This is a genomic window from Bradyrhizobium sp. CB1015, from assembly GCF_025200925.1.
Classification (GTDB): Bacteria; Pseudomonadota; Alphaproteobacteria; order Rhizobiales; family Xanthobacteraceae; genus Bradyrhizobium.
Genome location: NZ_CP104174.1, coordinates 557,825 through 582,934, shown reverse-complemented (window position 1 = coordinate 582,934; position 25,110 = coordinate 557,825). Strand labels below are relative to the sequence as shown.

The 25,110-nt window shown below is 65.4% G+C and carries 21 protein-coding genes and 1 pseudogene; 14 read left to right on the top strand and 8 right to left on the bottom strand.

The features are described from left to right. Positions 1 to 41 precede the first annotated feature (41 nt). Positions 42 to 1,163, top strand: a complete 1,122-nt coding sequence (locus tag N2604_RS02705) for a CaiB/BaiF CoA-transferase family protein (protein WP_260373667.1) — start codon at positions 42 to 44, stop codon at positions 1,161 to 1,163. A gap of 132 nt (positions 1,164 to 1,295) precedes the next feature. Here the strand turns inward: N2604_RS02705 and hppD are convergent, their stop codons facing one another. Continuing rightward, positions 1,296 to 2,414 carry a 4-hydroxyphenylpyruvate dioxygenase gene (gene hppD, locus N2604_RS02700; protein ID WP_260373666.1) on the bottom strand — a complete coding sequence of 373 codons (1,119 nt, stop codon included), beginning with the start codon at positions 2,412 to 2,414 and terminating at the stop codon, positions 1,296 to 1,298. Between the two features lie 121 nt (positions 2,415 to 2,535). On the opposite strand from hppD, the gene N2604_RS02695 reads away from it, so the two are divergent. Beyond that, entirely contained in the window at positions 2,536 to 3,015 is a 480-nt protein-coding gene (locus N2604_RS02695) for an Lrp/AsnC family transcriptional regulator (protein WP_260373665.1), read from the top strand. Positions 3,016 to 3,089: 74 nt separating this feature from the next. Further along, on the top strand, positions 3,090 to 3,401 hold the full coding sequence (locus tag N2604_RS02690) for a DUF1272 domain-containing protein (RefSeq protein ID WP_260373664.1): 312 nt from the start codon (positions 3,090 to 3,092) through the stop codon (positions 3,399 to 3,401). Between the two features lie 94 nt (positions 3,402 to 3,495). Here N2604_RS02690 and fahA read toward each other — a convergent pair whose 3' ends face one another. From fahA to N2604_RS02665, 5 genes are all read right to left on the bottom strand, one after another. Beyond that, entirely contained in the window at positions 3,496 to 4,764 is a 1,269-nt protein-coding gene (fahA, locus tag N2604_RS02685) for a fumarylacetoacetase (protein ID WP_260373663.1), read from the bottom strand. Between the two features lie 195 nt (positions 4,765 to 4,959). Next, complete coding sequence (gene hmgA / locus N2604_RS02680; protein ID WP_260373662.1) at positions 4,960 to 6,306, bottom strand: homogentisate 1,2-dioxygenase; 1,347 nt, start codon at positions 6,304 to 6,306, stop codon at positions 4,960 to 4,962. A gap of 2 nt (positions 6,307 to 6,308) precedes the next feature. Further along, on the bottom strand, positions 6,309 to 7,265 hold the full coding sequence (locus N2604_RS02675) for an MBL fold metallo-hydrolase (RefSeq protein WP_260373661.1): 957 nt from the start codon (positions 7,263 to 7,265) through the stop codon (positions 6,309 to 6,311). Positions 7,266 to 7,283: 18 nt separating this feature from the next. After that, positions 7,284 to 7,508 carry a DUF2783 domain-containing protein gene (locus tag N2604_RS02670; protein WP_025032749.1) on the bottom strand — a complete coding sequence of 75 codons (225 nt, stop codon included), beginning with the start codon at positions 7,506 to 7,508 and terminating at the stop codon, positions 7,284 to 7,286. Between the two features lie 8 nt (positions 7,509 to 7,516). Next, the gene (locus N2604_RS02665; RefSeq protein ID WP_260373660.1) at positions 7,517 to 9,133 is read right to left on the bottom strand and encodes an FAD-dependent oxidoreductase; all 1,617 of its coding nucleotides are present in this window, start codon (positions 9,131 to 9,133) and stop codon (positions 7,517 to 7,519) included. Positions 9,134 to 9,243: 110 nt separating this feature from the next. On the opposite strand from N2604_RS02665, the gene N2604_RS02660 reads away from it, so the two are divergent. The 3 genes and pseudogenes from N2604_RS02660 to N2604_RS02650 all read left to right on the top strand — a co-directional run. Next, positions 9,244 to 9,786: a MarR family winged helix-turn-helix transcriptional regulator gene (locus N2604_RS02660; RefSeq protein WP_260373659.1), complete on the top strand. Its 543-nt coding sequence runs from the start codon at positions 9,244 to 9,246 to the stop codon at positions 9,784 to 9,786. A gap of 84 nt (positions 9,787 to 9,870) precedes the next feature. Further along, positions 9,871 to 10,590 carry a methyltransferase domain-containing protein gene (locus N2604_RS02655; protein ID WP_311740039.1) on the top strand — a complete coding sequence of 240 codons (720 nt, stop codon included), beginning with the start codon at positions 9,871 to 9,873 and terminating at the stop codon, positions 10,588 to 10,590. A 48-nt stretch (positions 10,591 to 10,638) separates the two neighbouring features. Continuing rightward, a pseudogene (locus N2604_RS02650) lies at positions 10,639 to 10,773 on the top strand (MarR family transcriptional regulator); the annotation flags it as partial. A gap of 194 nt (positions 10,774 to 10,967) precedes the next feature. Here N2604_RS02650 and N2604_RS02645 read toward each other — a convergent pair. Next, positions 10,968 to 11,774, bottom strand: coding sequence for an N-acyl homoserine lactonase family protein (locus tag N2604_RS02645; protein ID WP_260373657.1), 807 nt, complete (start codon positions 11,772 to 11,774; stop codon positions 10,968 to 10,970). 363 nt (positions 11,775 to 12,137) lie between these two features. Between N2604_RS02645 and N2604_RS02640 the strand changes: the two genes are divergently transcribed. The 6 genes from N2604_RS02640 (at position 12,138) to N2604_RS02615 (ending at position 19,418) form a co-directional block, all read left to right on the top strand. Then, positions 12,138 to 13,703 (top strand): caspase family protein, encoded by a 1,566-nt coding sequence (locus N2604_RS02640; protein ID WP_260373656.1) that lies wholly within the window; start codon positions 12,138 to 12,140, stop codon positions 13,701 to 13,703. Positions 13,704 to 13,848: 145 nt separating this feature from the next. Then, the gene (locus N2604_RS02635) at positions 13,849 to 14,520 is read left to right on the top strand and encodes an OmpA family protein (RefSeq protein WP_260373655.1); all 672 of its coding nucleotides are present in this window, start codon (positions 13,849 to 13,851) and stop codon (positions 14,518 to 14,520) included. Positions 14,521 to 14,678: 158 nt separating this feature from the next. Then, positions 14,679 to 15,608 carry an efflux RND transporter periplasmic adaptor subunit gene (locus tag N2604_RS02630; protein ID WP_260373654.1) on the top strand — a complete coding sequence of 310 codons (930 nt, stop codon included), beginning with the start codon at positions 14,679 to 14,681 and terminating at the stop codon, positions 15,606 to 15,608. After that, positions 15,608 to 18,757 carry an efflux RND transporter permease subunit gene (locus N2604_RS02625; RefSeq protein WP_260373653.1) on the top strand — a complete coding sequence of 1,050 codons (3,150 nt, stop codon included), beginning with the start codon at positions 15,608 to 15,610 and terminating at the stop codon, positions 18,755 to 18,757. The genes N2604_RS02630 and N2604_RS02625 overlap by 1 nt, the downstream gene beginning before the upstream one ends. Positions 18,758 to 18,817: 60 nt before the next feature. After that, entirely contained in the window at positions 18,818 to 19,057 is a 240-nt protein-coding gene (locus N2604_RS02620) for a DUF433 domain-containing protein (RefSeq protein ID WP_260373652.1), read from the top strand. A gap of 52 nt (positions 19,058 to 19,109) precedes the next feature. Then, entirely contained in the window at positions 19,110 to 19,418 is a 309-nt protein-coding gene (locus N2604_RS02615; RefSeq protein ID WP_260373651.1) for a DUF5615 family PIN-like protein, read from the top strand. 2 nt (positions 19,419 to 19,420) lie between these two features. Here the strand turns inward: N2604_RS02615 and N2604_RS02610 are convergent, their stop codons facing one another. After that, positions 19,421 to 20,095 (bottom strand): Crp/Fnr family transcriptional regulator, encoded by a 675-nt coding sequence (locus tag N2604_RS02610; RefSeq protein ID WP_260373650.1) that lies wholly within the window; start codon positions 20,093 to 20,095, stop codon positions 19,421 to 19,423. Between the two features lie 235 nt (positions 20,096 to 20,330). Between N2604_RS02610 and N2604_RS02605 the strand changes: the two genes are divergently transcribed. Then, on the top strand, positions 20,331 to 22,394 hold the full coding sequence (locus N2604_RS02605; RefSeq protein ID WP_260373649.1) for an AsmA family protein: 2,064 nt from the start codon (positions 20,331 to 20,333) through the stop codon (positions 22,392 to 22,394). A gap of 193 nt (positions 22,395 to 22,587) precedes the next feature. Further along, entirely contained in the window at positions 22,588 to 25,035 is a 2,448-nt protein-coding gene (locus N2604_RS02600; RefSeq protein ID WP_260373648.1) for an adenylate/guanylate cyclase domain-containing protein, read from the top strand. Positions 25,036 to 25,110 lie beyond the last annotated feature (75 nt).

Here is a 25,110-nt window from a genome sequence, read left to right as displayed (position 1 = left end):
CGGATCACCGGCATCCGCCTGCGACCCGAGGAAACAACAACGTGCTCGATCAACCCGTCCAAGAAAAACCAAAAGGCTCCTCCGTCCGCACTTCCGGCCCATTGTCGGGCTTCCGCATCGTCGAATTCGCCGGCATCGGACCGGGTCCGTTCGCCTGCATGATGCTGGCCGACATGGGCGCCGATGTCGTCACGCTCGACCGCGTCGGCGCGAAGAAGAGCATGAAGTCGGTCGCGGGCCGCGGCCGCAAGGTGATCGAGCTCGATCTCAAGGACAAGGCGGCGATCGCACAAGTGCTCGACCTGCTCGCCAGCGCCGACGCGCTGGTGGAAGGCTTTCGTCCCGGTGTGATGGAGCGGCTCGGGCTCGGGCCGGACGTCGTGCTCGCGCGCAACCCGAAGCTGGTCTACGGCCGCATGACCGGCTGGGGCCAGGAGGGCCCGCTCGCCAACGCCGCCGGCCACGACATCAACTACATCTCCATCACCGGCGCGCTCGCCGCGATCGGCACGAAGGAAGCGCCGGTGCCGCCGCTCAATCTCGTCGGCGATTTCGGCGGCGGCGCCCTCTATCTCGTCGTCGGCGTGCTCGCGGCGCTGCTGGAAGCGCAGAAGTCAGGCAAGGGCCAGGTGGTGGACGCCGCGATGTGCGATGGCGCGGCCTCGCTGATGTCGTTCTTCTTCGACATGACCACGATGGGACGCTGGACCGAGCAGCGCAACCAGAACTTCCTCGACGGCGGCGCGCATTTCTACGGCGTCTATGAATGCGCCTGCGGGCATTTCGTCTCGATCGGCTCGATCGAGCCGCAATTCTACGCGCTGCTGCGCGAGCACGCCGGCCTGACGGACGCCGATTTCGACGCGCAGATGGATCGCAAGGCCTGGCCGGCGCTGAAGGAGAAGCTCAAGGCCGTGTTCAAGAGCAAGACGCGCGAGGACTGGTGCAAGATCATGGAAGGCACCGACATCTGCTTCGCGCCGGTGCTGACCATGTCGGAGGCGACACAGCATCCGCACATGGTCGCCCGCAATGTCTTCATCGAGCGTCACGGCGTGAAGCAGCCCGCACCCGCGCCGCGATTCTCGCGCACGCCGTCGGCCGCGCGCGAGCCGGAGGCGGCGGAGATCGGGGCGGTGATGAAGGCGTGGAAAGCGGGCTAGCTTCCGTGCCCCCGACGCGGCGCAGCACGAAGTAATGCGCTGCTGAGCCGGGGCCTATGCCCGCAAAAGAGTGGGTCCCGGCTTCTGCGCAGCAGCGTTGCACGCTGCAGCGCGTCCGGGACACGAGCGTGCCTACGCCGCGTTCCCGACCTTCAACACCCCGCGCCGGATCTGATCCTCCTCGATCGATTCGAATAGGGCCTTGAAATTGCCCTCGCCGAATCCATCGTCGCCCTTGCGCTGGATGAACTCGAAGAAGATCGGTCCGATCGCGTTGGCCGAGAAGATCTGCAGCAGCACCTTGGTCTGGCCGCCATCGACCACGCCCTCGCCGTCGATCAGGATGCCGTTCTTCTTGAGCCGGGCGACGTCTTCGCCGTGCTTGGGCAGGCGCGCGTCGATCTTCTCGAAATAGGTGTCGGGCGGCGAGGGCATGAACGGCAGGCCAGCCTCGCGCAGGCCTTCGATGGTGCGGTAGATGTCGCGGCAGCCGCAGGCGATGTGCTGGATGCCTTCGCCGCGATAGGTCTGCAAATATTCCTCGATCTGGCCGGAATCGCCGGCGTCCTCGTTGATCGGAATGCGGATCTTGCCGTCCGGGCTGGTCAGCGCGCGCGAGAACAGGCCGGAGGCGCGGCCCTCGATGTCGAAGAAGCGGATCTGGCGGAAGTTGAACAACTTCTCATAGAAGCCGGCCCAGACATTCATGCGGCCGCGATGGACGTTGTGGGTGAGATGGTCGAGATAGAACAGGCCGGCGCCGACCGGCTTGGGATCGCGCGCGCCCAGCCATTCGAACTCGGCATCATAGGCCGAGCCCTTGGCACCGTAGCGATCGACCAGATAAAGCAGGCTGCCGCCGATGCCCTTGATCGCGGGCACGTCAAGCGTCTTCTGCGTCGATGACACATCGGCCGGCTCGGCGCCGAGCGCGATCGCACGATCGTACGCCGCCTTGGCGTCGACGACGCGAAACGCCATCGACGGCGCGCAGGGTCCGTGCGCGGCGACGAACTCGGTGCCGTGGGTGCCGGGCTCCTCGTTGACGAGATAGTTGATGTCGCCTTGACGATAGACCGTGATCTTCTTGGTCTTGTGGCGCGCGACGGGCGCATAGCCCATCAGCTTGAACAGAGCGTGCAGCGCTTCCGGATGGGGGTGCGCATATTCGACGAACTCGAAGCCGTCGGTGCCCATCGGATTGTCGGCACTGATCGTGGCCGGCGGTGCATCGTGCGGAAACGGACCCATGCTGCTCTCCCAAATGGCTGCTGGCAGGAACTATCCTTCATGGGGCGCGCAAGGAGCGTGCAAACGGGGCACGATTTGGCTATCGTATGCACGATCCGTGCACCAAATGGACAAAACACGCATGATCTCCGTGGATGCTTTCGACCTCAAGATCCTGGGTGCGCTGCAGGACGACGGTCGCCTCACCAACCAGGAACTGGCCGACTTGGCAGGCCTGTCGGCCTCGCAATGCTCGCGGCGGCGGATGCGGCTGGAGGAGGAGAAGGTGATATCGGGCTACCACGCTGACCTCTCTAGCGAGGCGCTCGGCTTCGGCGTGATCGCCTTCATCCAGGTCGGGCTCGCGACACACTCGCCGGACAATTCCAAGCGATTTCGTGCGCTGGTGAACCGGATCGACGAGATCCAGGAGGCGTATTCGCTGACGGGTGATGCCGACTATGTGCTCAAAGCCGTGCTGCGCGACCTCAAGGGCCTGTCCAATCTCGTCAACGACGTGCTGATGCCGCACCAGAGCGTGGCGCATGTGCGCTCCTCGATCGTGCTCGACCGGCTGAAGGAAAGCGCGAAGCTGCCGCTGAAGGAAATCAAGCCCGGCTGAAATCGAGGGAACTACGGCATTCGCGCGCGGCGCACGATCTGCGATGATCGCAGCTCCATGTGTGGAGGTTCAACATGGCGCTCCAGCTGCGACCGAACTGCGAATATTGCGATTGCGATCTGCCGCCCACCGCAACCAATGCGCGGATCTGCTCCTATGAATGCACGTTCTGTGCGGACTGCGTCGAGACCAAGCTGTTCAACGTCTGCCCGAATTGCGGCGGCGGCTTCGCCCCGCGCCCGATCAGGCCGGCGCAGGAATGGCGGCCGGGCGTGTGCATCGCCAGGCAGGCGCCGTCCGACAAGCGGGTGCATTTGAAGTACAGTGTCGAGGACGTCGCGGCGCATTGTGCGCGGGTGCGCGACGTGCCGCTGGAGAAACGCTAAGCTCTTCCGTCGTTCCGGGATGGACCGAAGGACCAGACCCGGAACCTCGAGATTCCGGGTTCGATGCTTCGCATCGCCCCGGAATGACAGTAACTCACTCCGCTGCCAAGATCGTCCCCTCGACCTCGCCGAAGCCGACGCGATAGCCCTTGCCCTGGCACCAGCCACGCATGACGAGGCTGTCGCCGTCTTCCAGGAACGAGCGCCTAGCGCCGCCGGGCAGCTCGACCGGCTCGGTGCCGTTCCAGCTGATCTCGAGCAGGCTGCCGCGTTGGTTCTTCTCCGGGCCGGAGATGGTGCCGCTGCCAAGGAGATCACCGACATTCATGGCGCAGCCGCTTGACGCGTGGTGCATCAATTGCTGCACCGAGGACCAGTACATGTACTTGAAATTGGTGCGGCTGATACTGGCGGGCGCATTGGCGCCGGCGGCGCGCAACGACACGTCGAGCTCGACATCGTAGTTCTGCGGCTTGGTCTGCTTGAGGTAATCGAGCGGGACCGGCTGCTGCTCCGGCCCGTTCAGGCGGAACGGCTCCAGCGCCTCGCGCGTCACCACCCAGGGACTGATCGATGTCGCGAACGCTTTTGCCAGGAACGGGCCGAGCGGCACATATTCCCATTGCTGGATATCGCGCGCGCTCCAATCGTTGAGCAGCACGAAGCCGAAGATCATCTCCTCGGCCTGGCTCTCGGTGAGCATGCCGCCCATGGCTGAGGGCTGGCCGATCACGATGCCCATCTCCAGCTCGAAATCGAGCCGCTTGCACGGCGCAAAGCTCGGCACGTCGACATTCGGCGGCTTCAGCTGCCCGCGCGGCCGCTTCACCTTGGTGCCGGAGACCACGACGGTCGAGGCACGGCCGTTATAGGCGATCGGCATGTGCAACCAGTTCGGCTGCAGCGCGTTGTCCTTGCCGCGGAACATCACGCCGACATTGGTGGCGTGCTCCTTCGATGAATAGAAATCGGTGTAGCCGGAGACGGCGAAGGGCAGATGCAGCTTGGCGCGCGACATGGGGACCAAGGCAAGCTTGCGCAACTCTTCATTGTCGCGCAGCTCCGGATGATCGTGACGCAGTAATTCGCTTATTCTTGCCCGAGTATCCGACCACACTTTCGGCCCCAACCACATAAACGAATTGAGAGAGCCCGCCGCGAAGATTCCCGGCTGTCCAACATCCAGGCGGCCATCCTGCTCGAGCTCCCAGAGATCGAGAATGTAGTCGCCAATGGCGACACCGACGCGTGGCGCCAATCCATTCGCCGAGAACACGCCGTAAGGCAGGTTCTGGATCGGGAAGTCCGAGGCCGGGTCGACGTCGATGAAGGAGCGGAGGCTGGGGTTGTTGGGGTGGGGCATTGGTTTCCCGTGGCGCAGCGGTGACGGTGTCACCCTCCCCTGGAGGGGGAGGGTCGGCTCATATTGAGCGCAGCGAAATATGAGACGGGGTGGGGTGATGTCTCAACACAGGCAGTGTTCCTTGCGGAGAGACCGTCACCCCACCCCGCTCGCTGACGCGAGCGACCCTCCCCCTCCAGGGGAGGGCAAGAGACCTCACGGCCTATTCGGATCGAACCGCTTTTCCAGGCCCTTCCAGCAATCGGCGTAATCGTCCTGGAGCGTGGAGGACTTCGCCGCGTGCGCGGTGACGCGCTGCGGGTAGCGGGTCTCGAACATGAAGGCCATGGTGCCGGTCAGCTTCACCGGCTTCAATTCGCCGTTGCTGGCGTGCTCGAAGGCGTCGCGGTCAGGGCCGTGCGGCAGCATGCAATTGTGCAAGGAGATGCCGCCGGGGACGAAGCCCTGCGGCTTGGCGTCGTAGACGCCGTAAATCAGGCCCATGAACTCGCTCATGATGTTCATGTGATACCAGGGCGGCCGGAAGGTGTTTTCGGCGACCATCCAGCGCTCGGGGAAGATCACGAAGTCGATATTCGCGGTGCCCGCGGTCTCCGACGGCGAGGTCAGCACCGTGAAGATCGAGGGATCGGGATGGTCGAAGCCGATCGCGCCGACGGGAGAGAAGGTGCGCAGATCGTATTTGTACGGCGCGTAATTGCCGTGCCAGGCCACGACGTCGATCGGCGAATGCGGCAAGGTCGTCTTGAACAGCGAGCCGCCCCATTTCACGTAGAGCTCGGTCGGCGTGTCCTTGTCCTCGTAGTTTGCCACCGGCGTCAGGAAGTCGCGCGCATTGGCGAGGCAATTGGCACCGATCGGCCCGCGCTCCGGCAGCGTGAAGGCGCCGCCGTAGTTCTCGCAGAGATAGCCGCGCGCCGGGCCGTTCGGAATCTCGACGCGGAACTTGACGCCGCGCGGGATCACCACGATCTCGCCGGGCTCGGCATCGATGCGGCCGAACTCGGTGACGAGGCGAAGATTGCCCTGCTGGAGCACGAACATCAGCTCGCCGTCGGCATCGTAGAAATGCTGGTCCACCATCGACTTGGTGATGAGATAGACATGCGCGGCCATGCCCGCTTGCGTGTTGACGTCGCCCGCCGTCGTCATGGTCTGCACGCCCTGGACGAAGGTGACCTCCCCCTTCGGCAGCGGCGTCGGATCCCAGCGCAGTTGCGCGATCGGCAGGTCGTATTCATGGCACGGCGCCGAACGCCACAGGCCGGCATCGACCTTCTCGAACCGGCCGGAATGCTTTACCGAGGGCCGGATGCGGTAGAGCCAGGAGCGCTCATTGCTGCCGCGCGGCGCGGTGAAAGGCGAGCCGGAGAGCTGCTCGGCATAGAGCCCGTAGGCGCAGCGCTGCGGCGAGTTGCGCCCGATCGGCAGCGCGCCCGGCAGCGCCTCGGTCTCGAAAGAGTTGCCGAAGCCGGACATGTAGCCCGGCGTCACCTGGGCCGAGCTGCGGATAATCTGGTCAGGCGAGGTATTGATGTTCATGACTATCCTCCTCCTTGCAAGGCTGCCCACATTTCCTGATCGCGCTTGTCGGTCCAGATCACGGGGTCGTCTATACCGGACGCTTCGTCGTAGGCGCGCGACACGTTGAACGGCAGGCAGTGCTCGTAAATGGCAAAGCTCGAAAATTTCGGATCCATTACCTCGCGCGTTGCCGCCATCGATTCCTTCAGCGTGCGGCCCTTGGCGACCGAGATCTCGGCGGCGCCATAGAGCGAGGTGACGAAGTCGCGCGTCATGGCGATAGCCTCGCGCACGGTGGCGGTGCCCTTCAGCGCATCGCCGCGGCCCGGCGCGATCGCCTTCGGATTGAAGTTGCGGATCTCGTTCAGCGTCATCGGCCATTCGCGCAAATGCGCATCGCCGCAATAGCAGGCCGAATGATATTCGATGAGGTCGCCGGAGAACATCACTTCCGCATCCGGCACCCAGGCGACGATGTCGCCGGAGGTGTGGCCGGCGCCGAGCTGCATCAGGCGCACCTCGCGCTTGCCGAGGTAGATCGACATCTCGCCTTCGAAGGTCAGCGTCGGCCAGGTCAGGCCGGGGATGCTGGCGGCATCCTGGAACAGGCGCGGGAAGCGGCCGTACTCGGAATCCCAATCCTGTTGGCCGCGCTCCTCGATCAGCCGATAGGTCTCCTGCGAGGCGACGATGCCCTGCGCGTGATAGGCGGAGGCCCCTAACACGCGCACGGCGTGATAGTGCGACAGCACGACATATTTGATCGGCTTGTCGGTAACAGCGCGCACGCGCTCGATCACCTTGTTGGCCATGGCCGGCGTAGCCTGCGCGTCGAACACGAGGCAGCCATCGTCGCCGACAATCACGGCCGTGTTGGGATCGCCCTCGGCGGTGAAGGCATAGAGATCGGTGCCGATCTCGGAGAAGGTGATCTTTTTCTCGGAGAGATCACCGGTGGATGCGAAGTTCTTCGCCATCAATTCGTCCTTACCAGGTTATTGTTGTTGCTGTTGTTGCTGCTGACCGTCGATCATGCGGCGCTTGGCGAGTCCGATCGCCTCGCGTAGCACGTCGATGTCGCCGATATGGTTGGCGAGGATCAGCACCAGCGCCGCGTCGAAATCGGCGCTCTGCTCCTCGGTCAGTCCGCGATGCGCCTCGACGATGGCGCGGAACGCATCGTCGGGACGTGCGAAGTTCGAGCTGGTGGAGAGCGGCATGCGGAACCTCAATTCAGCCCTTCGGCCCTGGACAATGCCGCCGCGATTGCCTCGCGCGTCGGATGGCGGAAGCGCGCCGCAACGTAGCCATCGGGCCTGAGCAGATAGGCTGCGCCCGGCCCCGCGTCGTAGCGTTTGGCGACGAGGCCGGAGCGATCGCCCAGTCCTTCCTCGCCGCCGATGCGGATAGTCTTGACGCCGACGGGCGCGTCGAGCGCCACGCCGTTGCTGAACGACAGCAAGGTGAAATCCGTTCCGCCCTGGCGGAAGGCATCCGTCAGATAGCCCCGCCCGGCAACGGGCGCATCGAGCATGGAACAGCCCGGACGAGGCCCACCGGCCCAGGCATCGGCATCGGGCGACGACAGCGGCGAATCGTAGCTGCACGGCACCGAGAGCCGGCCGCCATTGACCATGCGCTTGCCGAACTCGGTCTCCTTGGCCAGCGACAGCACCGCCTTGCGCAGCCGCGCCTCCTGATGCGAGTTCGGCGCCATGAAGTCGGTCGAGCGGGTGGATTCGCGGATGTTCTCGTCGGCCGCCATGCTGCGCTCGAGATGGTAGCTCTCCAGCAGGCTCGCAGGCGATTTGCCGCGCAGCACGCGGTCGAGCTTCCAGGACAGGTTCTCCGCGTCTTCGAGTCCCGAATTCGCGCCACGCGCCCCGAAGGGCGAGACCTGATGCGCGGAATCGCCGGCGAAGATCACGCGGCCATGGATGAAGCGGTCCATCCGCCGGCACTGGAATTTGTAGAGCGAGATCCACTCGAACTCGAACTTGTCGTGGCCGAGCATGCGCGCGATCCGCGGCCGCACGTTTTCCGGCATCTTCTCGACGACTGGATCGGCGTAGCGATTGAGCTGGAGGTCGATGCGCCAGACGTCGTCGGGCTGACGGTGCAAGAGCGCCGAACGCCCGGCATGGAACGGCGGATCGAACCAGAACCAGCGCTCGGTCGGAAATTCCGCGGTCATCTTGACGTCCGCGATCAGGAACTGATCCTCGAACACCTGGCCGGCGAATTCCGCACCGACCATCTGCCGCAGCGAGGAGCGCGCACCGTCGCAGGCGATGACATATTGCGCATTCAGGCGATAGGCGCCCTCCGGCGTTTCGATCGTCAGCAGGGCCGCATCGTTACGCTGCTCGAGCGCCGTCACCTTGTTGCGCCAGCGCAGGTCGATCGCGGGCAGCTCGTTGATGCGATCGACCAGATAGGCCTCGGCGTAATATTGCTGGAGGTTGATGAAGGCCGGCCGCTTGTGGCCGTCTTCCGGCAGGAGATTGAACTGGTAAAGTTGCGACTCGCCATGAAAGATCCGCCCGACGCTCCACACCACGCCCTTGTCGACCATGCGGTCGCCGACGCCGAGCCGGTCCCAATATTCCAGCGAGCGTTTCGAGAAGCAGATCGCGCGCGAGCCCTCGCCGATGCGGTCGGCATCATCCAGCAGCACGACACGCTGACCGCGCTGGGCCAGATCGATCGCCAGCGATAACCCGACCGGGCCCGCACCGACGATCACGACCGGATGCTCCGCGGGGCTCGATCCGGGGCGGTCCTGATCGGGGTGACGGCGGTAGCCGAACTTGGTCTTGGCGTGAGGGGTATTGGCCGGCGCCATACACGAACCTCGGCTCTGGTCAGGACAGGACTGATCTGCTAGATAGTCTCACGTGCAACTATTTTGGACCGGAGCCGGCCGGCCGTCAACTGGAATTCGGAGCGCTCTCCTTGGCGAGAACATCCAGCGACATCGCGCTCAAAGCGCGCGCGGCCGACGAGGCTTCAGCGCGGCCCAAGCCGCGTCTCGATCTGTTCAAGTTCGTGCCGTTCCGCCTCAACCGGCTCGCAGCTGAAGTCAGTTCCGCGCTGTCGGTCGAATATCAGGAGCGCCACGGCCTCGACATTCCGGCCTGGCGCGTCATCGCCACGCTCGGCTTCCGCGTTGATGCCTGCAGCGCGCAGTATATCGCGCAGTGCACCCGCACGCATAAATCCACCATCAGCCGCGCGGTGACGATGCTGCTCAACGAGGGCCTGATCGAGCGGGTCGAGAACGAAGCCGACCGCCGCGAATTCCGGCTGCAGCTGACGAAAAAGGGCCGCGCGCTCTATGAAGAGCTGTTCCCGCAATTGCTGCGGCGAGAGGACGAGATCCTCGCCTGCCTCTCCGCGCAGGAGCGCAAGCAGCTCTCGGCCCTGCTCGGCAAGATCGAGCAGAGCCTCGATCTGATCCAGACCAGCGAAGAGGCCGACGCCAAGCAGGCGTATTAGAGACTCATAGTGGCGCGGACGTCGGCGTTGGGGGGCCGGTTGAGAAAGCTTGGTAGGACCGTGACGGCAGCGACGTATATAGCGATGCTACTTTTGGTGTTTGCCGCAACTCGCGCATACGCCGCTGACATAGGTTATCTGGCTCCCCCTGGAGTCGCTGCGAACGAGTTTCCCTCACCGCAGCGTCCTGTCGCACGGATCGTCAGCCCACGCCGCTCCGCCGAAGAGCACCGCGACGCCCTCAATGAGGCCGGTCAAATCGCACGCGCTCTTGAACTGAAACCAGGGATGACAGTCGGCGACATTGGAGCAGGCGATGGCTACCACACGATCAGGCTCTCGCACCTCGTCGGATCCGCCGGATCTGTCGTTGCCCAGGACGTCATGCGGGATTACCTCGTCGAACTCGCCAGGCGAACAAAACTTCTGAAGTTGACGAACGTGCAATTCGCGCTCGGCGAACCACACGACCCGCGTCTGCCCGCTTCCTCGCTGGACGCCGCAATCCTTGTGCATATGTATCACGAGATAGCCCAACCGTATGCCTTCCTCTACAATCTTGCGCCCGCCTTGAAGCAAGGTGCGCGGGTCGGAATTGTCGATCTTGAGCTTCCGACGTCGAAGCATGGCACGCCAATTGATCTCTTGCGCTGCGAGTTGACCGCCGTCGACTATCGCGAGATCGCCACATATAAGCTCGCAGGGGACGGAGGATACCTGGCGATATTCTCTCCGCCGGAGCCAGCGGCTCGAAAATCTCCCCACGATATCGTTGCTTGCGGGGATCCTGCCGGTGCTCGTTGACATCGCGCCCGCCTCCCGTCTCGGCGCGTAGATGGGTTTCGCAAGGGCCGGCGAGAGGACGAGATCCTCGCCTGCCTCTCCGCGCAGGAGCGCAAGCAGCTCTCCGTGCTGCTCGGCAAGATCGAGCAGAGTCTCGGTCTGATCCAGACCAGCGAAGAGGCCGACGCCAAGCAGGCGTATTAGTTTAATCGCCCGCGCTTGGTGCCGCTCCCGTCATCCTGAGGTGCGAGGCGCACGATGCGAAGCATCGCGCGGGGAGCCTCGAAGGATGAGCGGCCTCGATGCAGCCGGGCCGTCGCCCTTCGAGGCTTGCCCTGCGGCGCAGGGCAAGCACCTCAGGGTGACGGGGATGAATCGAGCCCGCTTTGTCTTCGGCGTCACGTCGCAAACGATCGCGTCGGCGGCAGGTGCAGCGCCCAGGCGTCGACCTCATCGCTGGCGCGCGGATAGATCTCCGTGACGATCGGATCATGGCCGGGAATGTAGCGATCGGGATGGCCGGCGAGGCGCTCGATCGTTTCCCAGCCTTGCGCCATGTCGCCGACATTGTAGACGATCGGGAACGGGCTCCTGCGCTGCAGATTGGCGTAGTAGTGCGCGGCATCGGAGGCCAGCACCACGGGGCCGCGCGCGGTTTCGACCTTCACCACCTGCAAGCCGTCGGAATGGCCGCCGACGCGGTGCACGGTCACGCCGGGAGCGACCTCGCCATCGCCGGAATAGAAGGTGACGCGCTCGCCGTAGACGTGGCGCACCATCTGCGTGACATGCTCGACCGAGAACGGGTGGCGCAGCAGGCCGTTGCACATGCAGCGCCCGATCGCGTAGGCCATCTCGCGCTCCTGGAGATGAAAGCGTGCATTGGGAAAGCGGTCGAGATTGCCGGCGTGGTCGTAGTGCAGATGCGTCACGATGACGTCACGAACGGCTGACGCCGCGACGCCGAAACGCTCCAGCGCATCGACCGGATTGAGCGTGAGCTTGCGCGCCCGCGCGCTCGCCTCCTCGGCGTTGAAGCCGGTGTCGACCAGAATGTCGCGGCCGTGGCCCCGAATCAGCCAGACGAAATAATCGAGGTCCTGCGCCGCGCTGTCATGCGGGTCGGGCACGAGGAAGTTCATGTGGGGCGTGCGCGGCGACATCGTCGCATAGCGCAGGGCGTAGATCTCGTAGACGTTTCCCATGGGTCTTGCTTTTTTTCGTGTTGGATCTTCTGGAACGATCGCGCCCACCAAGCCATCGCCGGCAGGAAAGGTCAAACGGGGGGCGTTGCCGCGAAGGCGGGGCTGCAATGTGAGATCAATCACGTCTTCATCGCCATGGTTGCCTTAACGTCCGCCGATCGCATCGAGGTACCGAGGACTGTCATGACAACCCGTCTATTTTCGCTCGCGGCACGCCGGTCCGTTGCGGTCGATCATCGGATTAAGGTCGAATCTCCAAGTGGTTGACGCCCCCCGTCCCCGGTTTGATAATGAGGTAAGCGTAAGTTAAGGTCGCTGCGGCGCAAGCTGGAACGGCGCCTTTTTGGCTGGACCGCGCTGACTATGAAAATTCGCTTCTTTGTTCTCCTGTCCTTGCTCATCTCGCTCGTCCCGACTGCCCCCTCGCTTGCGGCCGGTGACCGTTTCGCGCTTGTCATCGGCAATGCCAAATATCCGGATGCGGATGCCCCGCTGAAGGAACCGATCAACGATGCGCGCGCCGTCGCCGACGAGCTCAAGCGCGACGGCTTTTCGGTCGAGCTCGGCGAGAACCTGACCGGCGACGGCATGCGCCGCGCCTTCGACAAGCTCTACGGCAAGATCAAGCCGGGCTCGGTGGCGCTGGTGTTCTTCTCGGGTTTCGGCATCCAGTCCGCGCGCCAGAGCTACCTGCTGCCGGTGGATGCGCAGATCTGGACCGAGTCCGACGTGCGCCGCGATGGCTTCAGCCTCGAGACCGTCCTCGGCGAGCTCAACACCCGCGGCGCCGGCGTCAAGATCGCGCTGATCGACGCATCCAGGCGCAACCCGTTCGAGCGCCGGTTCCGCAGCTTCTCGGCCGGCCTGACCCCGGTGATCGCACCGAACGGCACGCTGGTGATGTACTCGGCGGCGCTGGCCTCGGTGGTCTCGGACGCCGGCGGCGACCGCAGCCTGTTCGTCCAGGAGCTGCTGAAGGAAATCCGCGTCCCCGACCTGATGGCCGAGGAGACGCTGAACCGCACCAAGATGGGCGTCACCCGCGCCTCGCGCGGCGAGCAGGTGCCGTGGATTTCCTCGTCATTGGCCGAAGATTTCTCGTTCATTCCGGGCGCCGGCGGATCGCGTCCGGCAACGCCGCCGCCCGCGCCTCCCGCGCCTCCCGCCGCGCCGGCCGTCGTCGCCAACAACCCGCCGCCCGCCCCTCCCGCGCCGCCGCCGAAACCGGCCGACAGCGCTGCGGCCCCTGCTCCTGCGGCTCCGGCACCTGCGGCTCCAGTTGCGGTGCCCGCACCGGCGCCGGCGCCCGCGCCTGCTCCCACGCCGAGGCCGCAGATCGAGGCCGCCCTGCCCCCGCCGCCACCGCCGGCGAAGCCGGTTGATCCCGCTCCCGCGCCGAGCACGGACGGCGGGCCGAGCGCTGCCGCCCTCGCCGACGATCCCACGATCAAGAGCCTGACCGCCAAGATCGCCGCCAACCCGGACGACGTGAACGCGCTGTACCGGCGCGGCCAGGTCTATGCCAGCAAGGGTGCCTACAGCCTCGCCATCAAGGATTTCGACGACACCCTCCGGATCAATTCGAAGGACGTCGAAGCCCTCAACAACCGTTGCTGGACCCGCACCGTGGTCGGCGACCTCCAGGGTGCGCTGAAGGATTGCAACGAGGCGCTGCGGCTGCGGCCGAACTTCGTCGATGCACTGGACAGCCGCGGCCTGGTCAATCTCAAGTCGGGCGCGGTGAAGAATGCGATCGCCGATTTCGACGCCGCCCTGAGGATCAACCCGCGCCTGACCTCCTCACTCTATGGACGGGGCCTTGCCAAGCAACGAAACGGCTCGGCCCAGGAAGGGGCGCTGGACATCGCCAATGCCAAGGCGATGGACCCGAACATCGTTCAGGAATTCGCAAGCTACGGAGTACGCTAGTATTTTTTTGGAGTTGGGCCCGTCCAAGGCTCGAACCTTGAACAGCCCTGGGAAGACCAATGGGCGGATGCCGCAACAAGCCTTTTCGGGGGCGGTTGCTTGAATTCTTAGAGCACGCGAGCTGGCTGCGCAGGAGGGACTGGCTATGAGATCGGCTGCAAAAGGGCTTACCGCGATTCTGTCCATCATCACCGTCGGCGTCGCGCTGTCGCTGCCGACCTCGACCGCATACGCGGGCGATGACGGCAACAGCAAGAACGTCACCGAGGACGAGATCGTCCGCGCGCTGGCGCCGGCGCCGAAGAAGCCCCTGACCCGCGGCCTCTCGATCGGTCCGCAGACCGAATCCGCGCCGAACGCCGCGGAGACCAAGCTGCTGCAATCGGTGCGCGGCCGCTCGACGCGCTCGCTGTCGTCGACCGAGCGCGAGGAAATCGCCTCCGTTGCCAAGGACAAGCCGAACATCGATCTCGAGATCACCTTCGACTACAACTCCGCCAATATCAGCGCCAAGTCGATGCCCTCAGTGCAGGCGCTCGGCCGCGCGTTGACCAGTCCCGACCTGAAGGGCTCGACCTTCGTGGTCGCCGGCCACACCGACGCCGCCGGCGGCGAAGCCTACAACCAGGACCTCTCGGAGCGTCGCGCGGATGCGATCAAGCGCTATCTGGTCGAGAAGTACAGCATCTCCGCGACCGATCTCGTCACCGTCGGCTACGGCAAGAGCAAGCTCAAGGACGCGAACCAGCCGCTGGCGGAGGTCAACCGCCGCGTGCAGGTCGTCAACATGGAAAACAAGACCACCGCATCGAAGTGAGCGCGACCTAATCCTTTGCAGTGACAAGTCGTGATGTGGTGTAAGGTCTCGCTTCCAAAGCGCGTCCCGCAGCCTTGCGGGACGCCGCTTCATTTCAGGGAAACGCTCCGTTTGGGCCTCGCGCGGATGGCCGTGAGCCAGGTCAGGATGATCCGGCGATGAATTTGACTGAATATCTCAAGCCGGCCGGAACCGTGGTGTTCGTCGTCGCACTCGGCATCGGCTATTATCTGTTCGAGCATCGCAAGCGTCCGGAGCCGAAGGAGACGCAAAGCGAGGCGCTCGTCATCGTGACGAAGTCGACCAATGCCTGCTTCTCCGATCTGGTGCGGGTGACCGGCTTCTTCGTGCCGCGCCGCGAAGCGGTGGTCGTGGCCGACCAGGAAGGCTCCAGGGTCACCGACCTTCTGGTCACCGAGGGTACGATCGTCGCCGACAACCAGGAGCTGGCGCGCCTCACTGCGCCGCCGCAGATTCCGGGCCAGCCGCAGCGGCCCGGCCCGCAAGGCCCGATCTCCCTGAAGGCCCCTGCGCCGGGCCTCGTCACCGAGGTCCGCACCATCGTCGGCGCGCCGGCCTCGCCGCAGGCCGGTCCGATGTTCCGGATCGCCGTCAACAATGAGATCGAGCTCGATGCCCAGGTCCCGGCGGTGCACATGTCCAAGCTCACCTCCGGCGCCACCGTGCGCATCAGCCGCGACGATGCGCCCGATCTGATCGGGCGGGTCCGGCTGGTTGCCCCCGAGATCGACCGCACCACGCAGCTCGGGCGGGTCCGCATCAGCGTCACCAACAACCCCTCGCTCAAGGTCGGCGTGTTCGCTCGCGCCTCGATCGACGCCAAGCGAAGCTGCGGCGTCTCGATCCCCAAGACCGCCATCGATCACCTCACGGTGCAGGTCGTCAAAGGCAACATCGTCGAGACACGCAAGGTGCGGGTCGGATTGTCCTCCGACAGCGCGACGGAAATCCTGGAAGGGCTCGAGGTCGGCGAAATCGTCGTGGCCGACGCCGGCTCTTCGCTCCATGACGGCGACCAGATCAAGACCATGTTCGCCGATGAACTCGATCGCACGCGGGTACGCTGATGGCTCTCAATATCTCGGCATGGTCGATCCGTCATCCGCTGCCGTCGGTCGTCTTCTCGATCATCCTGCTGGTGCTGGGCTGGGTGTCCTTCACCAAGCTCGCGATCACACGGCTGCCCTCGGCCGACATTCCCGTGATCTCGGTCGCGGTGTCGCAGTTCGGCGCAGCGCCGGCCGAGCTCGAATCCCAGGTCACCAAGACGGTTGAAGACGCGGTCTCCGGCGTCGAGGGCGTCAGGCACATCACCTCTTCGATCACCGACGGCCTGTCGGTCACCACGATCCAGTTCGCGCTCGAGACCAACACCGACCGGGCGCTCAACGACGTCAAGGACGCGGTGACGCGCGTGCGCTCCAACCTGCCGCAGAACGTCACCGAGCCGCTGATCCAGCGCGTCGACGTCATCGGCCTGCCGATCGTGACCTATGCCGCGATCTCGCCCGGCAAGACGCCGGAGCAGCTCTCCTATTTCGTCGACGACGTGGTCAAGCGCGCGCTGCAGGGCGTGCGCGGCGTCGCCCAGGTCGAGCGCATCGGCGGCGTCGAGCGCGAGATCCTGGTCTCGCTCGATCCCGATCGCCTGCAGGCGATGGGCCTAACCGCCGTCAATGTCAGCCAGAGCCTGCGCGGCACCAATGTCGACGTCGCCGGCGGCCGCGCCGAGATCGGCAAGAACGACCAGGCGATCCGCACGCTCGCCGGCGCCAAGACGCTGGGCGATCTCGCCGGCACCATGATCCCGCTGTTCGGCGGCGGCGAGGTCCGGCTCGACGATCTCGGCACCGTCACCGACACCATCGCCGACCGCCGCACCTTCGCCCGCTTCAACGGCGAGCCGGTGGTCGCGCTCGGCATCAAGCGCTCCAAGGGCGCCAGCGACGTGAAGGTGGCCGAGGCCGTGCAGAAGCGCATCGACGCGCTGAAAGCCGCCTATCCCGAGGTCGACCTGAAGCTGATCGACACCTCGGTGGAATACACCAAGGGCAATTACCACGCGGCGATCTCGACCTTGTTCGAAGGCGCGATTCTCGCCGTCATCATCGTGCTGCTGTTCCTGCGCGACCTGCGCGCCACCATCATCGCCGCGATCTCGCTGCCGCTGTCGATCTTCCCGGCGTTCTGGGCGATGGACCTGCTCGGCTTCTCGCTGAACCTCGTCAGCTTCCTCGCCATCACGCTCTCGACGGGCATTCTCGTCGACGACGCCATCGTCGAGATCGAGAACATCGTCCGGCACATGAACATGGGCAAGTCGCCCTACCGGGCTGCGCTCGAGGCCGCCGACGAGATCGGCCTCGCGGTCATCGCGATCTCGCTGACCATCATCGCGATCTTCGCGCCCGCGAGCTTCATGTCGGGCATTGCCGGACAGTTCTTCAAGCAGTTCGGCATCACCGTCTCGGTGCAGGTGTTCTTCTCGCTGCTCGCCGCGCGCTTCGTCACGCCGGTGCTGGCCGCCTATTTCCTCAAGCACAGTACGCATGAGGAGCCGCCGCCCGGCCGCATCCTGCGGTCCTATCATCGGATCGTGGCCTGGTCGGTGCGGCATTATTTCATCACCGTGCTGATCGGCCTCGGCATCTTCGCGGCCTCGATCTGGAGCATCACGCTGCTGCCGCAGGGCTTCCTGCCGGCCCAGGACAGCGCGCGATCCCTGCTTGCGCTCGAGCTGCCGCCGGGCACCCAGCTCGCCTACACCGAGAAGGTCACCGAGGACATCGTCGCGCGCCTGCGCAAGCGGCCCGAGGTCAAGAGCATCTTCGTCGACGGCGGGCGCGTCCCGCCGGGCACCCAGGAAGTGCGGCGCGCCGCCCTGATCATCAACTACACGCCCAAGGACAGCCGCGACATCACCCAGCGCGAGCTCGAATTCTCGATCAGCCAGGAGCTGGAGAACGTTCCCGATATCCGCTTCTGGTTCCTGGACGAGAACGGCCTGCGCGCGATCTCGCTGGTGGTGACCGGCGTCGACCCCAACATCGTCAACAACGTCGCGAGCGAGCTTGCGACGCAGATGAAGCGCATTCCCACCATCTCCAACGTCATCTCGGAAACCTCGCTGGAGCGCCCCGAGCTGCGCATCGAGCCGCGCGCGGATCTCGCCGCACGGCTCGGCGTCTCCACCGAAAGCCTGTCGCAGACCATCCGCGTCGCCACCATCGGCGACGTCGGACCGGCGCTCGCAAAGTTCGACGTCGGCGACCGCCTGGTGCCGATCCGCGTGCAGCTCGAGGATGCCGCCCGCGGCAATCTGAAGACGCTGGAGCAGCTCCGCGTGCCGCTCGGCGAGCACGGCGAGAAGGGGGGCGTGCCGCTCTCGGTCATCGCGGACGTCAAGCTCGACCAGGGTCCGACCAGCATCGGCCGCTACGATCGTGAACGGCAGGCGACCGTTGCCGCCGACCTCGTCGGCTCCGCCGCGCTCGGCGACGCCACCAAGAAGATCTACGACCTGCCGGTCATGAAGACCCTGCCGAAGGGCGTGAAGGTCTCGCCCTCGGGCGATGCCGAGAGCCTGAACGAATTGTCGGAAGGTTTTGCGACCGCCATCACGGCGGGGCTGATGATGGTGTACGCGGTGCTGGTGCTGCTGTTCGGCACCTTCCTGCAGCCGATCACCATCCTGTTCTCGCTGCCGCTCTCGATCGGCGGCGCGATCGCGGCCCTGCTCGTCACCGGCAAGCAGCTCACCACGCCGGTGTGGATCGGCATCCTGATGCTGATGGGCATCGTCACCAAGAACGCGATCATGCTGGTCGAATTCGCCATCGAATCGATCCACGCCGGCAAGCCGCGCGAAGAGGCCATGATCGACGCCGGCATGAAGCGCGCCCGCCCGATCGTGATGACCACGATCGCGATGGCCGCGGGCATGATGCCGAGCGCGCTCGCCGTCGGCGCCGGCGGCGAGTTCCGCTCGCCGATGGCGCTCGCGGTGATCGGCGGCCTGATCTTCTCGACCCTCCTGTCGCTGGTGTTCGTGCCCGCGATGTTCATGGTGATGGACGATTTCGGCGCCCTGATCTGGCGCTTCGCCAAGCGGCTGATCGTGCACAGCGAGGATGCGGAGACGGACGGTCATCACGAAGCGGCGCCCACGCAAGCGGGGCCAGCGCCGAAGAGCCTCGTGCACCCTGCGGCGGAATAGGGTTCGAAAGGCTGCGGTCGTGCACTGGCGAAAGGCGAGCGCTGACGCTATGTTGCGCCTATGACGTTTACACGCATCACGATCGATCCTGCCGTCTGCACCGGGAAGCCCTTTATCCGCGGGCTGCGATTTCCGGTCGCAAGGCTGCTCGGCCTGCTTGCCGCCGGCGAGACGCGTGAGACCGTTTTGAACGACTACCCCTATCTTGAGCGCGAAGACATTGACGAAGCATTGCGCTACGCGGCCTTCCTCGCAGAAGACGAGGCCGTCGAGCTTCGCCCAACCGCTTCAGCCAAGTGAAATTCCTCGTCGACATGCCCTCTCGCCAGTACTGTCGCGCTGGTTGACAGAGATGGGACATGACGCCGTCCACGCCTCCGCGATAGGACTTCATGCTGCGAGCGATGTTGAGATCATCGATCGGGCCAAGCAAGAGGCGCGCACAATCGTTACGGCGGATCTCGACTATCCTCGTCTGATTGCAACAGCAGGCGGCGACAGCCCAAGCCTCGTTCTCTTCCGGGGCGGCGACTGGACCGAGACGAGCGTGCGGAACCGGCTGGCAGAAGTCCTATCCGCTCTCCCCGAGAGCGAGATTCAAGGGAGCATCATCACCATCGACCGTGATCGTGTCCGCCGACGCAGGCTCCCGATCGTTTGACCCTAGTCATTCCGCGCGATCGCGGTCAGCTTGGTCATGTTCCGCAGCAGGATCCGGCCGCGCTGGAGATCGAGGATCGCGTCCTTGCGCCAAGCCTGGAGCTGGCGGTTGACGCTTTCGCGGGCGGCGCCGACGAAGACGCCGAGCTGCTCCTGCGAGATGTGGACCTCGGAGCCGAAATCGGCGGCGAGCGCGCAGAGCCGCCGCGCCAGCCGCACCGGCAGCGGCTGCAGCATGGATTCTTCCATGCGCTCGCTCTGCCAGCGGATGCGCTGGCACAGAAGCGCGATGATCTTGATCGCAACCTTGGGCTCCCGCTCGAGGAAGCCGAGGAAGTCTTCGCGCCGCAGCACGAACAATTCGCTGGCCTCGCCCGCGGTCGCATCCGCCGTGCGGTTCTGGCCGTCCAGCACCGCGACCTCGCCGAACAGATCGCCCGGCCCCATGAAGTTCAGCGTCAGCCGGCTTCCGTCGGAGGCGCCGGTCTCGATGCGGACCTGGCCGCGGCGCACGCCGAACAGCGCGTTCCCGGGATCGCCCTTCTGGAACAACACCTCGCCGCCAGCCAAATGCTGGGTGTGGCAGAGATTGGACAGCCGCTGGAGCTCGTCCGCGCCGAGATCGGCGAACATCGGGTTCATCTTGAGGATGACCGCAAATTCGGCCTGCTTGCTCATGTCAATGTCCTTGTGAACGTCCCGGTCATCGTTCGTGGCAAATCGCTCGAAACCATCGACTTCATGATCGCGTAATACCGCGCCGGAGAAGTGTGTCATAAGTCACATAACTTTGCAGCACCCCCCGACTATTTTTACGCGCTTGGAGCCGCTTCCCGTCCGGGGATAAACTCCGGGCGCAAAGGACGGGTGATCTGCCGGTTCGACGCGGATTGTCCGTCGCTGGAAAGTCGACATGAGAGCATTGAAATTCGTCGGCGGGGCTTTGGCCGCCGTCATCGTCGTGATCGCACTTCTGCTCGTGGTCGGGATCCCCTCGGGCTTCCTGACCTCGACGATCGCCGCGCGCCTCGAGAGTGCGACCGGCTATCGCCTGTCGATCGACGGCACCACCAAGATCAGCCTGTGGCCGACGCTGAACGTCACGCTGAACGACCTCACGCTGGCCGACCCCAAGGACCGCAGCGGCATCACGCGCCTCACGATCGACCGCGTGCAGGCCGACATGTCGCTCGCCAGCGTGTGGTCGGGCAAGCCTGAGATCGGCGAGCTCGTCGTCACCCATCCCGTGCTCCACCAGCCGCTGCTCCGCGAACGCCTGCCGAATGCAGCCGGGCCTTCGAAGCCGCTCGCGCTCGACAGCAACGGCGCCACCATCGAGCGCATCAAGATCACCGACGGCGAAGTCGCATTCTCGCGCCTGCGCGACCGTGTCGAGAGCCGCATCAGCGCCATCAATGCCGACGCGGTCATGGACCGCGACCGCAAGGTCAATATCACCGGCACCGCGCGCGTCGGCGAGCATCCGACCAAGTTCGACATCAAGGCGGCCTCGCCGGCCGAACGGCCGACGTTTCAGGTGGATTTCGCCGTCGACATGCCCAGCGTGCTGAAGTCCCAGCTCACCGGTCAAGCCGAGATGCGGCTGAGCGGCAATGTCGTGATGATCAACGGCGTGAACGGCAGGCTCGGCGACGGCGCCTTCAACGGCTGGGCTTCGGTCGACATCGCGAGCAAACCGCTGGTCAAGGTCGACCTCGACTTCCAGCGGCTATCTATGCCGCTGGCGAAATCGCCGCAAGGCGTGTCCGGGCAGCCCTGGAGCAATGCGCCGATCGACGTCTCCGGGCTCAATTACGTCGATGCGCAGGTGCGGATCTCCGCGACCGAGGCCGTGATCGGCGATGAGCGCATTGCGCCGCTGGCGCTCGACGCCAAGCTCGCCGGCGGCGTGCTGAAGGCCGGCACGGCCAATCTCGGCGCCTATGGCGGCCAGGTCTCGGGCGAGGTGATCCTGGACGCGACCACCGGCGCGCCGAGCTTTGCCATGCATTCCGACCTCGTCGGCGTGCGCGCGCTGCCGCTGCTCCAGGGCCTTGCCGAGTTCGACCGCATCGACGGCAAGCTGCAGGCCAAGCTCGCCCTGCGCAGCGCCGGCAACAGCCAGCGCGCGCTGATGGCGAACATGCAGGGCACGGCCTTCGTCAATTTCCAGGACGGCGCCATCCGCGGCATCAATGTCGCGCAGATGATCCGCTCGCTGACGACGAGCACGCTCTCCGGCTGGCAAGGCAACCAGGACCCGAGCCAGGAGCAGAGCACGGATCTGTCGCAGCTCTCGGCTTCCTTCCGCATCGACAAGGGTCAGGCCGTGACGACCGACCTCAACCTGATCGGGCCGCTGGTGCGCGTCACCGGCGCCGGCACCATCGCGCTCGACACCAAGATGATGGGCTTTCGCGTCGAGCCCAAGCTCGTGATGACGACCGAAGGCCAGGGCCGCGCCAACGAGCCGGTCGGCTTCGGCATTCCCGTGATGATCCAGGGCTCCTGGTCGCAGCCGCGGATCTACCCTGACATGGCCGGCATGCTGGACAATCCGGACGCCGCCTATGCCAAGCTGCGCGAGATGGGCAAAGGCCTGTTCGGCCCCGACGGCGCCGGGCTCGGCAACATCCTCGGCAGCCTCGGTGGTAACCTCGGCCTTGGTGGTACCGCCGCGCCGGGCGGCGGCAATGCAACCGGCAATGCGAATCCGCAAGGCCAACAACCGGGGCAGAACAATCTGCTCGGCGGCCCGCTCGGGGAGGCGATCGGCAACCTGATCCAGCAGGGACTCTCCAGCGGCGCGGGGAGCGGCACTGGCACCGGCACCAGCCGCAGCCGCAGCCTGCCGGCAACGCCCTCCACGCCGGCGCCGCAGGCCTCTCCTGCGGCTCCCGCCCTCGAGAACCCGCCGGCCGCGCAGCAGGACAGTCAGCCAATGAACGACGTGCTGCGGCAGCTCTTCAATCGATAAAGTCCCTCCTTCGAACGGATCGGCCTGCGGCCATCGCTGCCGGTCCACCCGCCCGGGAGACCACAGGGGGTAACCACACCGGCCGGTCTGCCGGCTGCATGACCGCCCTTCGGTCCAAATTGTGGTAGAACGGCTTGAAAGGGCCTGTACGGCCCGTAGCGCGCGGCATCAGTGGCGGCGCGAGAGGATCGGGATGGCAGGAGCGAACGACAAGACACGATCTCTGCGCGAGGGCCTGTTCGCCAAATACGTCGTCTCCCTCGTCGGCCTCGTCGTGTTCGTCCTCGCCGTCAACGGGGCGATGGAGACCTGGATCTCCTATCGCGCCACCAGGACACAGCTGACCGACGGGCTGGAGGACAAGGCGCAAGGCGCCGCCCGGCGCATCGAGCAGGCGATTTCTGAGCTCGACCGCCAGATCAGCTGGGTGACGCGGGCGAGCCAGGACACGCTGGAGAAACGCCGTGCCGATTACGCCTCGCTGCTGCACCAGGTCTCGGTCGTCAACCAGCTGTTCCAGCTCAACGGCGACGGCCGCGAGGTGCTGCGCGTCTCCAGGCAATCGACCACGACCGGCGGCAATGCCGACCTCTCCCGCGACATGCGCTTCACCGACGCCGTCGCGCGCGGCGTCACCTACGCGCCGGCCTGGTTCGCCGACCGGACGCCGGTGATGTCGATCTCGGTAGCGCATTCCGGCTTCAATGCCGGCGTCACCGTGGCCGAGATCGACCTCAGCTTCCTCTCCGACTTCCTGTCCGACGCCCAGGTCGGCAAGGCCGCCTTTGCCTATGTCGTCGATCCGCGCGGCCGGGTGCTGGCGACGTCCTCGAAGGGACCCGAGATCGGCAAGGACCTTTCCAAGCTGCCGCAGGTGGCGGCCGCGATTGCGCCCGGCCACGAAGCCGAGACGTCGGGCACCGACTTCAACGGCCATGCGGTGATGAGCGCCGCGAGCATCGTGCCGAAGCTCGGCTGGAGCGTGCTGTTCGAGCAGCCGACCACGCAGGCCCTGATGCCGATCCGCGACCAGCTGGTGCGCATCGCGCTTCTGATCGGCATGGGCCTGATGGTCGCGATCCTGGCCGGCACGCTGCTCGCCCGCCGCATGATCATCCCGATCACGGCGCTGCGCGACGGCGCGCAACTGCTCGGCGCAGGCGATTTCAGCCACCGCATCGACGTGCACACCTCCGACGAGCTGGAAGACCTCGCCGGGCAGTTCAATCGCATGGCCGCCCAGATCCAGGAGACCTATTCGAACCTGGAGAGCAAGGTCGAGGAGCGCACCCGCGATCTCGCGCAGTCGATCCACGAGCTCAAGGTGCTGGAGGAGGTCGGCCGCGCCGTGGCCTCCTCGCTCGATCTCAACGCGGTGCTTGCGACCATCGCCGCGCGCGCGATCGAGATCACCCGTGCCGACGCGGTGCTGATCTACGGCTTTGACGCCGAGGCGCGCCGCTTCGACCTGGTCGAGGCCAACGGCATCGACAAATCCGCCGAGGGCGCGCATGTCACCATCGCGCAAGGCGGCAACATCCTGAGCGATGCCGCCGACAGCGGCGAGCCGATCGCGCTGGCCGAGCTCGGCGATGCCGCCGAGCAGCCGTTGCGCGAGGTCGCGCGCGCGGCCGGCTTCAACTCGGTGCTGGTGGTGCCGCTGATCGACCAGCAGGGCACGCTGGGCTCGCTCGTCGTGCTGCGCCGCGCCGCCGGCGCGTTCGCGCCCAGCATCATCGGCCTGATGCGCACCTTCGCCAACCAGGCCGTGCTGGCGATGCGCAATGCGCAGCTGTTCACCGAGGTCGACCACAAGAGCCACGCGCTGGAGGCGGCGAACACGACCGTGCGGGCCCAGGCCGACAAGCTCCGCGAGCAGACCGAGCAGCTCAAGGACTGGAACAAGTCGCTGGAGGAGCGCGTCAGGACCCAGCTCGGCGAGATCGAGCGCATCCGCAAGCTCGAGCGTTTCCTGGCGCCGCAGGTGGCGCAGCTGATCGCCTCCTCCGACAGCCCCGAGGGACTGCTCACCAGCCAGCGCCGCGAGGTCACGGTGGTGTTCTGCGACCTGCGCGGCTTCACCGCGTTCACGGAAGCGACCGAGCCGGAAGAGGCGATGAACGTGCTGCGCGAATATCACGCCGCGCTCGGCCAGCTGATCTTCAAGTACGAGGGCACGCTCGACAAATATGCCGGCGACGGCGTGATGATCCTGTTCAACGCGCCGATCCAGTTTGAGGATCACACCAAGCGCGCGGTGAAGATGGCGGTGGAGATGCGCGACACCATCGGCCCCTTGACCGAGCGCTGGCGCAACCGCGGTCACAGCCTCGGCTTCGGCATCGGCGTCGCGCTCGGCTATGCCACGCTCGGCCAGGTCGGCTTCGAGCAGCGGCTGGAATATGCCGCGATCGGCAGCGTCACCAACCTCGCCTCCCGCCTCTGCAGCGAGGCCAAACCCAACCAGATCGTGGTCAGCCGCCGCGTCTACGGCATGGTCGAGCCCTGGGTCGAGGCCCGCGCCCTCGACGACCTCCAGCTCAAGGGCTTCAACCACCCCGTGCTGGCGATGGAGATCCTGAGCTGGCGCGAGGAGGTGGAGAACGTGGTGGATGCGGCAGTGGTGCGGCGGAGGGGGTAGCCAAACCAAAAGTGCGAAAACAACCCCATGCACAGTAGGCGGGGGTCGGAAAATCAATGACTTACGGCGCGCCTC